General features: G+C 62.3%; 14 protein-coding genes. 5 read left to right on the top strand and 9 right to left on the bottom strand.

All coding sequences use genetic code 11. The annotated features are described in order from the left end of the window. Positions 1-14: 14 nt before the first annotated feature. The 8 genes from NDO48_RS00720 to NDO48_RS00685 form a co-directional block, all read right to left on the bottom strand. Positions 15-383, bottom strand: coding sequence for a hypothetical protein (locus NDO48_RS00720; protein ID WP_157632811.1), 369 nt, complete (start codon positions 381-383; stop codon positions 15-17). An 891-nt stretch (positions 384-1,274) separates the two neighbouring features. Beyond that, positions 1,275-2,306 (bottom strand): peptidoglycan -binding protein, encoded by a 1,032-nt coding sequence (locus NDO48_RS00715; RefSeq protein ID WP_018429986.1) that lies wholly within the window; start codon positions 2,304-2,306, stop codon positions 1,275-1,277. After that, on the bottom strand, positions 2,307-3,326 hold the full coding sequence (locus NDO48_RS00710) for a MotA/TolQ/ExbB proton channel family protein (RefSeq protein WP_018429987.1): 1,020 nt from the start codon (positions 3,324-3,326) through the stop codon (positions 2,307-2,309). A gap of 187 nt (positions 3,327-3,513) precedes the next feature. Then, the gene (gene trhA / locus NDO48_RS00705) at positions 3,514-4,203 is read right to left on the bottom strand and encodes a PAQR family membrane homeostasis protein TrhA (RefSeq protein WP_018429988.1); all 690 of its coding nucleotides are present in this window, start codon (positions 4,201-4,203) and stop codon (positions 3,514-3,516) included. 72 nt (positions 4,204-4,275) lie between these two features. Beyond that, entirely contained in the window at positions 4,276-5,076 is an 801-nt protein-coding gene (locus tag NDO48_RS00700; protein ID WP_026227605.1) for an inositol monophosphatase family protein, read from the bottom strand. Between the two features lie 26 nt (positions 5,077-5,102). Beyond that, complete coding sequence (gene efp / locus NDO48_RS00695) at positions 5,103-5,669, bottom strand: elongation factor P (RefSeq protein WP_018429990.1); 567 nt, start codon at positions 5,667-5,669, stop codon at positions 5,103-5,105. A 104-nt stretch (positions 5,670-5,773) separates the two neighbouring features. After that, complete coding sequence (locus NDO48_RS00690) at positions 5,774-6,901, bottom strand: tetratricopeptide repeat protein (RefSeq protein WP_267320681.1); 1,128 nt, start codon at positions 6,899-6,901, stop codon at positions 5,774-5,776. 2 nt (positions 6,902-6,903) lie between these two features. Continuing rightward, on the bottom strand, positions 6,904-7,551 hold the full coding sequence (locus NDO48_RS00685) for a thiamine phosphate synthase (RefSeq protein ID WP_267320680.1): 648 nt from the start codon (positions 7,549-7,551) through the stop codon (positions 6,904-6,906). Positions 7,552-7,723: 172 nt separating this feature from the next. Between NDO48_RS00685 and NDO48_RS00680 the strand changes: the two genes are divergently transcribed. Beyond that, positions 7,724-8,494 carry a sulfite exporter TauE/SafE family protein gene (locus NDO48_RS00680; protein WP_267320679.1) on the top strand — a complete coding sequence of 257 codons (771 nt, stop codon included), beginning with the start codon at positions 7,724-7,726 and terminating at the stop codon, positions 8,492-8,494. A gap of 53 nt (positions 8,495-8,547) precedes the next feature. Beyond that, entirely contained in the window at positions 8,548-10,182 is a 1,635-nt protein-coding gene (locus NDO48_RS00675; protein WP_267320678.1) for an acyl-CoA synthetase, read from the top strand. Between the two features lie 36 nt (positions 10,183-10,218). Here the strand turns inward: NDO48_RS00675 and NDO48_RS00670 are convergent, their stop codons facing one another. Then, on the bottom strand, positions 10,219-10,770 hold the full coding sequence (locus tag NDO48_RS00670) for a DUF2269 family protein (protein ID WP_267320677.1): 552 nt from the start codon (positions 10,768-10,770) through the stop codon (positions 10,219-10,221). Positions 10,771-11,244: 474 nt separating this feature from the next. Between NDO48_RS00670 and NDO48_RS00665 the strand changes: the two genes are divergently transcribed. From NDO48_RS00665 to ruvC, 3 genes are all read left to right on the top strand, one after another. Next, positions 11,245-11,634: a hypothetical protein gene (locus tag NDO48_RS00665; RefSeq protein WP_018429996.1), complete on the top strand. Its 390-nt coding sequence runs from the start codon at positions 11,245-11,247 to the stop codon at positions 11,632-11,634. A 387-nt stretch (positions 11,635-12,021) separates the two neighbouring features. Continuing rightward, on the top strand, positions 12,022-12,558 hold the full coding sequence (locus NDO48_RS00660; RefSeq protein ID WP_026227606.1) for a DUF1465 family protein: 537 nt from the start codon (positions 12,022-12,024) through the stop codon (positions 12,556-12,558). A gap of 90 nt (positions 12,559-12,648) precedes the next feature. Beyond that, positions 12,649-13,161, top strand: coding sequence for a crossover junction endodeoxyribonuclease RuvC (gene ruvC, locus NDO48_RS00655; RefSeq protein ID WP_018429998.1), 513 nt, complete (start codon positions 12,649-12,651; stop codon positions 13,159-13,161). Positions 13,162-13,258: the final 97 nt, after the last annotated feature.

The raw sequence follows: 13,258 nt of genomic DNA, 5'->3' as shown, positions 1-13,258 counted from the left end.
GCCAACGGCTATTCTCAGTACTTGTTTTCGCCATTCTTGGCCGGAAGCTTGTGGTGGTGGTGGCGATAGTGATGGCGATGCACCGGCATGGTGTTGATTGTTGCAGTGGTTGCCGGCGGCATCATTCCCATTGGGCGCCGGCCAGCGAGCGGTGCCGAGTCGCCCGTCGAGTCACCACCGCCGTTCAAACCTCCAGGGCGGCTCGCTACGTCGTTAGACGTCGCGGCAAAAGCACCAGCCAGAGGGATCGAAACGATAATCGCGGCAAGGGCCGCCTTGAATGCCATAGAGCGCATTTTGCGTCTCCCGAAATCGCCGGTCGGATTTCCGCCCCGGCATATGCCGTCCGTCAGGAAACGTCGCGTCACGGTGGGGAGGACCATCGCCGGCGTTTCCCGGACTGCACCTGAAATCTAGGGCGTGCGAAGACCAAAACAAAATTAAGAAAAAATAATTATCCGGCTCGCTTCATGGACCAAAAATTCGCCCTAAATAGCGCGGCGGCCTCAACTATAGTTGATCCACGGCTATAAGAGCTGAAGCTCATTGTCTCAGCAGGCATGCGGCTCTTCGGGCAACGCCTGCAACGATGAACGCCGTCGGAGCACAGCATCCTATCTGAGAGCCAAGGTACCACCTGCGAACACGCGAATACAGGCAGATCAACAGCGCCTCAGCAAAGTCTTTGGATGGTAGCCATTGCCTGATGTCCGCCAGGTCTTCCAGCTGGCCAGGCCCGTTGCCAGATCCTGGCCAGCGTCAAGAAGCCAACTCTCGATCAACGCTGATCGTGCATGCAGGCCCAGACGGTCTGCCAGGGCATGCAAACCAGCGGGGTCTTGCCATAGACCGGCTGCGACGCATCGTTATCCTCATCATCCCTTGAGGCTCTCGGCTGGCTCATTTCATGCGAGCCACGGCCACCGCCGTGATCGTGCCCCCTTGCATATGCCATCGACAGAGGTGACGAGACGAGAAGCGCGGCAACGGCCGCTTTCAGCAAAGTAGAGCGCATTTGAGCTCTCCCGGAATTTCGCCGGGCGGAGAACCGCCACGGGGGCTGCGGTCCGTCAAGTTGCGTCGTGTCGCGGTGGGAGGTCATCGCCGGCGTTTCCCGGACTGCAAACAGACTCTAGGCGCCTCGGACGAAGAAATAAAATTAATAAAAGATAATATTTAAACCGCCAAAATCGCAGCAATTTGATTGGACGCACAAATATACGTGACCGATCTCAATTCCATGTGAGCTGCACTTTACCTGACAGAGCCGTTTCCTAACGCTCTGTAAGCTTGAGCTCGATGCGACGGTTCTTCGAGCGCGCTTCGGCGGTATCTGCCGGATCGAGTGGCTGGAACTCGCCGAAACCGGCCGCAACGAGACGATTGGCGGGAACGCCATTCTCAATCAGGAACTTGACCACCGAGGTCGCACGCGCCGAGGACAGCTCCCAGTTGTCGCGATAACGGCCCGTCCCCGACAGCGGGATGTTGTCCGTGTGGCCGTCGACGCGCAGCACCCAGTTGATCTCTGGCGGAATTTCTTTCTGCAACTCGATGATAGCGTCGGCGAGCTTCTTCATCTCGCCCCTGCCGGCATCGTTGATCTGTTCGGATCCTGTCGGAAACAGCACTTCCGACTGGAAGACGAAGCGGTCGCCGACGATGCGGATGTTCTCACGGTCCGACAGGATCTCGCGCAGGCGGCCGAAGAAGTCAGAGCGGTAGCGGTTGAGCTCCTGCACGCGCTGGGCAAGCGCCACATTCAGCCGGCGGCCGAGATCGGCGATCTTGGTGTTGGATTCCTTGTCGCGCGCCTCCGAAGCATTGAGCGCCTCTTCGAGCGCCCCGATCTGCTTGCGCAGGGCAGAAATCTGCTGGTTGAGCAGCTCCACCTGGCTGAGCGCCCGCTGGCTGACCTGGCGTTCGTTGTCGAGTTGACCCGACAACTCGCCGATGCGCGTGTTGGCGGCGTCGCCGGCACCTGCACCCTGCGACAGCAATTGCTCCAACCGGCTCTTCTCGGCCTCGGCCGCGGACAACGACGCCTGCAGATTGGCCAGCGAATCCTCGGCATCCTGGGAGTTGGACTTCTCCAGGGCAAGCAGCTGCGTCAACTCGTTGATCTGCGAGTTCAGGCGGTTGAGTACCTCGTCCTTGCCCGAAATCTCGCGGCTGAGCAGAAATTGTGCCAGCACGAAGACCGAAAGCAGGAACATGATGGCAAGCAGCAGCGTCGACAGTGCATCGACAAAGCCCGGCCAATAGTCGATGCGGCGATCCCCTCGCCGCCCACGCGCAAGAGCCACCTAGTGGACTCCCTCTTTTTTGAGCGCGTCGGCAATTTTTTCGAGCGTCGTGCGCATCGCCTTCTGCTCGTCGGATTGAGCCTCGACCCAGTCGCGCATGATCTGCTGTTCGCTGCGCATGTTCTTGACCAGACCCGAAATGCCATCGGCGAGATTGGCCATGGCGGCTGCGACGCGCGGGTTGGAGCCGCCCTGTTCCTGCATGTTGCGCAGGCGCTCGGTCAGCACGCGGATTTCATCGGACGAACCGGCCTTCGCGTCGGCGACGACGATGTCGGACGACAGGTCGGTCACGGTCGACAGCCAGTTTTCGAGCTCTGTGTAAAAGCGTGTCTGGGCGCGGCCGGCCTGGAGATCGAGGAAGCCGAGGACCAGCGAGCCGGACAGGCCGAACAGCGAGGACGAGAATGCCGTGCCCATGCCCTGCAGCGGCGCAGCGAGACCGGCCTTCAGCGCCTCGAGCACAGCCGCTGCGTCACCCGTGCCTGGGTCGAGCGACTGGATTGTGTCGCCGATGGAGCCGATGGTTTCGAGCAGACCCCAGAAGGTGCCGAGCAGGCCGAGGAAGACCAGCAGGCCAACAAGGTAGCGCGACACGTCGCGGCTTTCGTCGAGGCGGGTGGCAATGGAATCGAGCATCGTCCGCATAGAGCTGGTCGAAAACGCCATCGATGACGAGCGCCCAAGCATCGCCTTCATCGGCGCAAGCAGCACCGGCTCGGTGGCTTCGGAGCCGGCGCGGAACGAATTGACCCAGCGAACTTCCCTAAACAGCCGCCCGACCTGGACGAAGGCGAGCCCGATACCGATGACGAGCACACCGATGATGAGACCGTTGAGGCCAGGATTGGTGACGAAGGCGTGGCTGATCTGCCGGGTCAGGATCGCCGCGATAAACGCGACGATCGCCAGAAAGATGATCATCGTCAGCAGAAACACCTGCGGGCTGGACAGGCGATGCGGGTCGTAATTGAGGACATCGGAGCCTTTGCCCGCTCCGGGAGATTTCAACAATGCCATCGGCGACCCGGTTCCAATTCCCGCGTTCCAACGTGTCGGCCCGAAAACCGCAACTGGTCTTCGGAAAGCACAATACGTCGATTCAAAGTGTTAGAGCGCGCCTTGCGCATCCGAACGGACGCGCGGCACTCTCATGCATCACGACTGTAAGCGGAAATGTGACGAAATTGAAAGACGCTTCGTCCGGTCAGAGGCGTGCAACGACCAATAGGTCGATCATGGCGGCGACATGCAGTCCAGCACCGGTGACGACGAAGCTGTGCCAGACCGCACTCTGGAAGCGCAGGCGCTGCCAAGTGTAGAAGATGACGCCGCAGGAATAGACGGCACCGCCGGCAAACAGCAGCCACAATGTGGCAGTCGGAAGCGTAGCGATCAGCGGCCTGAGGATGACAATGCCGCTCCACCCCATGGCAAGGTAGAAGACCAGTGCCAGCCGGTCGAGCCTGCCGGGAAGGAAAAGCTTGATCGCCATGCCGGCGACCGCAGCCGACCAGACCACACCGGCCATCCATGCGGCGGTGACGCGGTCATCCAGCTGGGCAAGGAACGGTGTGTAGGTGGCTGCAATCAGCAGGTAGATGCCGGCGTGGTCGAAGCGGCGAAGCACCCATTTGGCCGGCGAGATCGGCCAGAGATTGTAGGCGAGCGACACCGACAGGACGGTCAGAAGCGCCACTACGAAGACGACGGCCGCGAGATATTCGCCCGATGCTGTGTGGAAAGCGGAGATGGAAAGCAGGGCCGAACCCGCGGCGACGGCAAGCACGATGCCGATCGCATGCACCACGCCGTCGGCGATCAGCTCGGCGCGCGAATGGGTGTAGCGCCCGATGAAGGGCACTGATGTCTCACGCTTGTGGAGATGGTCCGTCATCGCTCGTCCCTGCGCCACTCCCAATATGGGCAGACGCAGGGTTGGCAGGCAAGGCTTGGCCTGCGCGGCCGATCAGCGCGGCGTAACCGGCTTCTTCAGCGTCTTCAGCAGGGCCTTCTGGATCAGCTCGTTGCCGGCGACGATCGAGCCGCCCTCAAGCATGTCCTGGCCGCCCTTGCCATCGGACACGTACCCACCGGCTTCGCGGACCAGTAGCATGCCGGCAGCGACGTCCCAGGGTGATAGCCCCGTTTCCCAGAAACCGTCCATGCGGCCGGCGGCCACATAGGCCAGGTCGAGTGCAGCCGAGCCAAGACGTCGGACACCGGCGACCTCGGCCATGACGTTGCGCAGTTCGAGCAGGAAATTGCCGTGGTGGCCACGGCCGAGATGCGGCACGCCGCAACCGATGACGGCATCCACAAGCTTGGTGCGGCCCGACACACGCAGGCGGCGGTCGTTGAGGAAGGCGCCGCCACCGCGCTCGGCGGTGTAGAGCTCGTCCATCGCCGGATTATAGACAACGGCTGCGACGATCTGGCCCTGACGCTCGAGCGCGATCGAGATCGAGAACACCGGAATGCCATGCAGGAAGTTGGTGGTGCCGTCGAGCGGATCGACGATCCAGCGATGCTGGTCGTCCTCGCCGGCGACGACACCACGCTCTTCCATCAGGAAGCCGTAGCCGACGCGTGCCTTCGACAGCTCCGCAAACAGGATGTCTTCAGCCTTGCGGTCGGCCTGGCTGACATAGTCGCCCGGGCCCTTCAGCGAGACCTGCAGGTTCTGCACCTCGCCGAAGTCGCGCGCCAGCGAACGGCCGGCCTTCATGGCGGCCTGCACCATAACATTTAGGATCGCTGAACGCGCCATTTTCTACAACCTCAGCAGTGTCGAAATCAGTCCGCGCGGCGGACGTAGGTGATTTCGTTGGTGTCGACGATGATGCGCTCGCCCGAAGAGATGAACGGCGGAACCAGGACGCGAACGCCGTTTTCGAGCACGGCCGGCTTGTAGGACGACGCAGCCGTCTGACCCTTCACGACCGGGTCCGCTTCGGTGATCGTCAGCGTCACCTGGTCGGGCAGTGCGATGCCGATCGGGCGCTCGTCATAGAGCTCGACCGTGACCATCATGCCGTCCTGCAGAAATGCGGCGCGGTCGCCGACGAAATCCTTGAGCAGTTCAAGCTGTTCGTAGCTGGCGGTGTCCATGAACACCAGGGCGTCGCCCTGCTCGTAAAGGAACGAGAAGTCTTTCTGCTCGAGGCGGACCTTTTCGACCGTCTCGGCCGAACGGAAGCGCTCGTTGAGCTTGGTGCCGTTGATGAGGTTCTTCAGCTCGACCTGATTGTAGGCGCCGCCCTTGCCGGGCTTGACGTGATTGGTCCTTACCGCCACCCAAAGGCCGCCATCGTGCTCGATGACGTTACCGGGACGGATTTCGTTGCCATTGATCTTGGCCATGTTTTGGTTCCGGAAGAGAGGTTTGCGCCAGAAGGGGCGCCATCGGGGCCCCCAAGACCATAAAATGCCTTTTTAGGCAAGAGAAGTCGCGATTTTCACCTGCCTCAGCGGATGCGATTGGCGCGCTCCAGCGCCTGTTTCATCTCGTCGTCGGTAAGGCCGCGCAGGAAATCGTCCATTTCGGGATCGGTGAGCCCAGCACGACGCGCAGCAATGTACCAGGCTGCGGCCTGGATCGAATCCGGATCTATACCGATGCCGCCCATATAGAACTTGGCGAGCCGGTTGCGGGCGGCGACATTGCCGCCGTCTGCGGCAAGCTTCATCCAGCCGAAGGCCGATTTGAGGTCGCGGTCGCCGCCGCGTCCGTCCAGCATCCACAGCGACAGGTCGAATTGGGCGGTGTCGTAATTCTGCCGCGCTGCCTGGACAAGCAGCAGCCGCGCCTTGTGGTCGTCGCGTAGCCGGCCGCCGACACCGTTGGCATAGACCTGTGCCATCGCATATTGCGCATCGGCCAGTCCGGTCTCCGCCGCTCTTTCATAATAGGGAACAGCCCTTTCGAGGCCGCGCGAACCCGGCTCGCGCTGGACAATCAATTGCGCGTAGTTGAACTGGGCCAGCCTGTTGCCGGCCTCTGCTGCGGACTGCATCAGCGCATTGGCCGCCTTCTCGTCGCGGGTAACGTATTTTCCGTCGAGCAGCAGCAGCGCATACTGGAACTGTGCTTCGGGCACGCCCTGCTCCGCCGCCCGCTCGTACCATTTGGCGGATTCGGCGTCATTGCGGGCAACGCCCAGGCCACGCGACAGGATCTCGGCAATCAGTGTCTGGGCGGCGGCATCGCCAGCCTCGGCGCGGGGCAACGCCAGATTGTAGGCGGTCTTGTAGAGGCCGCGCTGGAAAGCGCCATATGCTTCGTCCGACGGCTTACCGCCAAAACGGTTGGGGTCGATGCCATCGGTCGGCTTCGCAGCCGGGCTGGCACCGAGATCGGGCGACGACGGGGACGTGCCAGGCGCCATGACAGGTGCCACCGTCGGCAGCACTGGCGCTGGGGTCATATCGGACGAAGGCCCAAAGCGGCTGGGATCGATCGTGTGGCCCGATTTGCCGAGTGCCGGCACGGCACCAGCGTCACCGCTCGCTGCCGGCGCGCTTTCGACAGCAAGCGCAGGCCCAAGGCCCGAGCCCAACCACAACAGTCCGGCGATCAGGCGCGACCAATGCATGATTAATCCTCGAAACGGGGAGCTTTCTCGTCGAGCAGCGCGTTGGCGCGGGCGACCGCCTCGCGCGGATCGACGCCCTCGCCGAACACCGCAGCCTGCATGGCGACGAATTCGACGCCGGTCGCAGCCACTTCCTCGACCGAGGCGATGTCGGAACCGGCCATGACGATGCAGGGGATCTCAATCATCTCGGACCACCATTCGCCAAGCGAAAGGTTGCGCGGATGTGGCTCCGGCTTGGTGTCGTAACCGAAGCGGCCGAAGAAGATGTAGTCGGGCCGCTCCTCGCCGAGTTCGAGCGCGTCGTCGCGTGTCTTGGCGCCGCCGGTGCCGACCATCATACGGTCCTGGTAGTGCTCGACGGCTTCGGCAAGCTCGGCCTTCTTGCCTTCGACATGGATGCCGTCGGCATGAATGCGACCGGCAACGCGCGTGTCGCCAGAGATCACCACGGCCACGCCGGCTTCATGCGCCTTGGCGGCGACCTTTTCGGCAAACGCCTGGAACGACGACGCGTCAACGCCCTCGCCCGGCAGGATGAGCGAAGCGACGTCGCCGCCAGTGAGGGCTGCTTCGACACGCTCGACCTCGATGGAAGGCGGTGCGATCAGCACGATGCGGCAGCGATTGGGCGGCGTGTTTGCGGTCATCTTTTCGATCCGGGTGCTTGTCGCCTATGCAAGGCGATCATGTTTGCATTGGGGCATAGAGCAAAGTGCCGCCGTTGAACAGGACGGGCTGCCAGACGCAAGCATATGAAAACACTGGCACGGCACTCGCCAAGCCGCCGCGATCCGGCTATCCCTGACCAAAAGGCTCTCCATGACGGCTCTGCTTCTCGACCCGTGGTTTTATGCGGCGGCTGTTCCGGCGGTGATTCTCGTCGGCCTGTCCAAGGGCGGCTTCGGCGGTGCCGTCGGCTTCGTCGGCGTACCGCTGATGGCGCTGGTGATCTCGCCGGTTCAGGCGGCAGCGATCCTGCTGCCGATCCTGATCCTGATGGACGTCGTTTCCTTGTGGACCTGGCGCGGCGTCTACGACCGCTCGATCCTCTGGCAGATGCTGCCGGGCTCTATCTTGGGCATAGGCATCGGCTGGCTGCTTGCCTCGGTGGTGACGGCCGATATGGTGCGCTTCATCGTCGGCGCCATCGCCATCATCTTCGTGGCTCGCTGGCTCTACACCAGCCTTCGCCACGGCAGCGGCCACAAGTCGGAACCGAGCAAAGCTGCTGCCGCCGTCTGGGGTTCGATCGCCGGCTTCACAAGTTTCGTCGCCCATGTCGGCGGCCCACCTTTCCAGGTCTACACCTTGCCGCTGCGGCTCGACCCCAAGGTGCTGACCGGCACGAGCGTCATCTTCTTTGCCGTTACCAACGCCATCAAGCTGATCCCCTACTTCGCGCTTGGCCAGTTCGACGCCGCTAACCTGACGGCCTCGCTTGTGCTGGTGCCGATCGCGCCGCTGGCCACCCTTGCCGGCGCCTGGCTGGTGCGGCGGATGCGGCCGGAGATTTTCTACCCCTTCACCTATGCCACCGTGGCGCTGGTGGCAGCCAAGCTGCTTTACGACGGCTTACGCGACTTTATGTGAGATGACCGCATGAAGGCGGTGGACTAGGCTCGGCGCCACAAGGGAGAAACGCCATGGGCAAATACGAGGAACACCTCGACAAGACCCCCGCCAATCACCAACCGCTGACGCCGCTCACCTTCCTCGAACGCGCCGCCAGGACCTTTCCCGGTCACGTCGCTGTCATCCATGGCAGCCAGCGCCTGACCTACCGCGATTTCTGGCGCCGCTCGCTGAAGCTGGCGTCTGCGCTCGCCTCCAAAGGCATCGGCAAGGGCGACACGGTGACGGTGATGCTGTCCAACACACCGCCGATGCTGGAAGCCCATTTCGGCGTGCCGATGACCAAGGCGGTGCTGCACTCCCTCAACACCCGCCTCGACGCGGCAATCATTGCCTTCCAACTCGACCACGCCGAGACCAGGCTCTTGATCGTCGACCGTGAGTTCTCAGGCGTGGTCAAGGAGGCGCTGGCACTGGCCACGGTGAAGCCGTTCGTCATCGACTATGACGATCCCTGTTATCCCGAAGATGCCCCTTATCCGAATGGCGAACGCATCGGCAGCGTCGACTACGAGACTTTCGTCGCTTCCGGCGACGAGACCTATGCCTGGTCGATGCCGGACGACGAGTGGGATGCGATCTCGCTGAACTACACCTCAGGCACCACTGGCAACCCGAAGGGCGTGGTCTACCATCATCGCGGTTCAGCACTGATGGCCTACACCAACACCATCCATGCCAGCATGGGCAAGCACGCGATCTACCTGTGGACGCTGCCGATGTTCCATTGCAACGGCTGGTGCTTTCCCTGGACGCTTGCCGTGCAGGCAGGCACCCATGTCTGCCTGCGCTGGGTGCGCCCCAGACAAATGTACGAAGCAATCGCCGACCATGGCGTCACCCATCTCTGCGGCGCGCCTGTCGTGATGTCGCTGCTGATCAACGCGAAGGACGAGGACAAGCGCACCTTTCCGCAGATGGTGACCTTCAACACCGCCGCGGCGCCACCACCCGAGGCGGTGCTGTCGGGTATGGCCGATGCCGGCTTCGCCGTCACCCATCTCTACGGCCTGACCGAGACCTATGGCCCGGCCGTCGTCAACGAATGGCATGACGAATGGGACGGTCTCGACAAGGGCGCACGTACCGCAAAGAAAGCGCGGCAGGGCGTGCGCTATGCCGCGCTCGAAGGGCTGACGGTCCTGAACCCCGAGACCATGGAAACGACACCGGCCGACGGCGAGACCATCGGCGAGATCATGTTCCGCGGCAACATCGTCATGAAAGGGTATCTCAAGAACAAGGCTGCCACGGACGAGGCCTTCGCCGGTGGCTGGTTCCATTCCGGCGACCTCGGCGTGATGCATCCCGACGGCTACATCCAGATCAAGGACCGCTCCAAGGACATCATCATTTCTGGCGGCGAAAACATCTCGTCCATCGAAGTCGAGGATGCGCTCTACAAGCACCCAGCGGTCGCCTCTTGCGGCGTGGTCGCGCGTGCCGACGACAAATGGGGCGAGGTGCCGGTGGCCTATGTCGAGCTGAAGCCAGGCAAGGCAGCGACGGAGGCCGAAATCATCGAGCACTGCCGCACCCTGCTAGCCCGCTTCAAGGTGCCGAAGGCAGTGATCTTCGCCGAGATCCCAAAGACCTCGACGGGCAAGATCCAGAAATTCCGCCTGCGCGACATGTCAATGAGGTGAGGCAACAGCGGCGCCCGGAAGGCGCCGCCTTCCGTGTCAGGCAGCGGTAGCAGGCGCCGGACGCAACCCGTCGAACGCGGCCCAAAGGCCGAGGCCGAAGACCGTGGCCATGGTGGCCAGGACCGGCACATCGGACGGCGTCGGCTTGAGCACCATGTCGGCGACGATGACGAGCATCACCGCATAATCGAACCGCGCCACCTTGAGGATGCGCCTGCCCTGCTCGAGCACCGCTGGCGTGACGCCGTCGCGAGCGATCAGCGCGGACATGCGGTCGGCGGTCGGTTTGAACACCAACGTGCCGATCAGGAAAGTTGCCGCATAGCCGGCAAGTCCGATGATGATCCAGAGATCGCGGAAGCCGACCCAGAACCAGCACATCGCGAGCCCGAGCAGCAGCGTGACCAACGAGGCCGGCATGAACAGCCGGTTGCCGAGCTCTCCCACCGAACGCATCACCTGCAGCATGCCTTCGGTGTCGCCGGCACGATCGGCCCGCACGGCCAGAAGCATGAGCGCAAATCCGCCACCGACCCAGAGCACGGCCGCCACGACATGCATGAACTTGACCACTGAATAGAAGTCCATCTCTCCGAACCTTCCGTCACATCACCTGCCAAAGCGCCCGGCGCTTCAGGCATCGCTAATTTTCGGCGGCGGCAAATAGCATTCGCAGTGTTTCGACGATGTGTCGGGCAATGCAGGCCTTGTTTCCGCAAGCGGCATTTGCCGTGGCAGCAATGACATCGAAACGCGACGACAGGCGACGACCCGGCCAGCTCGCGCCCAAGCTGGCTCCTGAAAGGAGCCGGAGCCCGGACGTTCCTGTGAACCCCAAACAGTTGGCAGGACGCTCGACTGTAACGGGGCGCGCCATCCGACATCCATGCCGACGGCGAAACCTCCTCGTGGCGAGCCAATGTAACTGCCGGACGCATGCCAGGAACCCGCGCGACATGCGACGGAAACAGACAAGGCGCAAATGCCCGGCATCGGCCGCTTCCCGCGGTCTGCCAGTCAACACCCATTCCCTGCGGGGGGAAAAGGCATCAGGAGAGAACTATGCAAGGGGTCGCACGGAATTTCTTCACGCTCGCAATCGTCTACGCCATCGCCGGCATGGCGCTTGGCCTGCACATGTCGATCAGCCAGGACCACAGCCAGATGCCTGTTCATGCCCACACGATGGTGGCGGGCTGGCTGATGTCGTCGGTGTTCGCCTTCTTCTATCACCTGTTCCCGGCCGCCCGCGAAAAGACGCTGGCAAGGATCCATTTCTGGCTCACCGCCATAAGCGGCATCGGCCTGCTGGTCGGCCTGTTCTTCCTGCTTGGCGGCAACGCCGCGATCGAACCCGTGGTGGCGATTTCGTCGATGGCCTTCTATGCAGCGATGTTCCTGTTCGTCTTCATTGCCCTACCGACCGTGTGGAAACAGCAGCCGGCAAACTGAAGCCCCAAGAGGTGCTGTGCCGCGACGGCACAGTTCAGGACAAATGGGCGTCGCCCTTAAGGCTCCATTAAGCATTCCAGATGTTTAATGTGGGTATCCAGTGATCTGGATTCTTACCGAGTGGTTGGAGCCACTTTGTTTGACGCCTCCCTGTTAAACTCCTGAGAGCCGCGCACTTTTCCGCGGCTCTTTTTTTTCGTGCGTCGAAGCGGGAAATGCCGCCCAAAAGCGGCCCGATGCGACGCGTTAACCCTTTGTTAAACATGCGCTTGCGTTCAGCTGACTGGAAGCGCATTTTCGAAGGGCTTAGCGTAATAGGAGTTGGCAAGCGCAGAATCCGTCGCAAAAGACGGGCACGACGCAAGCCAGGGAAGCAGGAAACTGATGATGAACGAGCCTTCGAGGGAAAGCGCGAACACGGTCAAGCTCGCCGAGAGGCGGGTGTTTTCGCCATCCTTCAAGCCTCTCTACAACGAGGGCATGGGGCTCGTGGAACAGGCTGCGGAATATCTCGACGGCGCCGGCCGCGCCGAGGCCAAGAAGCTGTCGCGGCTCGCAGCCACGCTTTATGCCGCCGAATCGATGCGCCTCACCACCCGCCTGATGCAGATCGCCTCTTGGCTCCTGCTCCAGCGCGCCGCCAATTCCGGCGAGATGACCCGCGATCAGGTCGCCTCTGAAAAGGCCAAGGTCCGGCTCGACACCGCATCGGCGCATGACGACGCCGCCGGCTGGAACGAACTGCCTGGAGATTTCGTCGATCTCGTCCGCCGCTCGCTACGCCTGCAGGCGCTGGTCCGCCGCATGGACGAGGAGATCTACGGCAACGGCGCCACCGTGCTGCCGATGCAGGCCATGCGCCGCAGCAGCAACCCGGTGTCCGACCAGATCAGCCTGCTCAACACCGCTTTCGCGCGCAACTAAGCTTCCATCCAGAGCCTGAAATACCGCGAATCGTTTCCGGTTTGTTCACATTTTTCTGGCGTCTTGCCTCCGTGGAGATAGAGTTCGCGGATGAGAGAGACGATTCGCATTATTGGCATCGACCCGGGCCTTCAGCGCACCGGCTGGGGCATCATCGAATCGCTCGGCAATTCGCTGCGCTTCGTCGCATCGGGCACGGTGCGTTCCGACAACAAGGCAGCGCTTGCCAGCCGGCTCTGCCAGCTGCATGACGGGCTGGCCGACGTGATCCACCGCGAAATGCCGCATGAGGCCGCGGTCGAGGCGACCTTCGTCAACAAGGACGCGACCGCAACGCTGAAGCTCGGTCAGGCGCGGGGTATCGCCATGCTGGTGCCGGCTCGCGCCGGGCTTGTGGTCGCAGAATATTCGCCCAACGCCGTCAAGAAGGCCGTCATCGGCGTTGGCCACGGCGACAAGAAGCAGATCGCCATGATGGTCAAGGTGCTGTTGCCTAAGGCCGGTTTCGATACCGCCGACGCGGCCGACGCCTTGGCGATTGCCATCTGCCATGCCCACCACCGCCAGAGCCCGGCCTACCGGCTGGCGCAACTGGCCAGCTAGGCAATTCCAGGAAAAGTGTGAAGCGGTTTTCCGTCCGGAATTGCGTCAACACAAAGAGATGGAGCGGCTCCGCGGAATCGCGGACATGTTCTATCGC

It is taken from the genome of Aminobacter sp. MET-1 (genome assembly GCF_026521175.1).
In the GTDB taxonomy this organism is placed as follows: domain Bacteria; phylum Pseudomonadota; class Alphaproteobacteria; order Rhizobiales; family Rhizobiaceae; genus Aminobacter.
The sequence above is the reverse complement of the archived record's forward strand: the minus strand, read 5'-3'. Positions and strand labels throughout refer to the sequence as shown.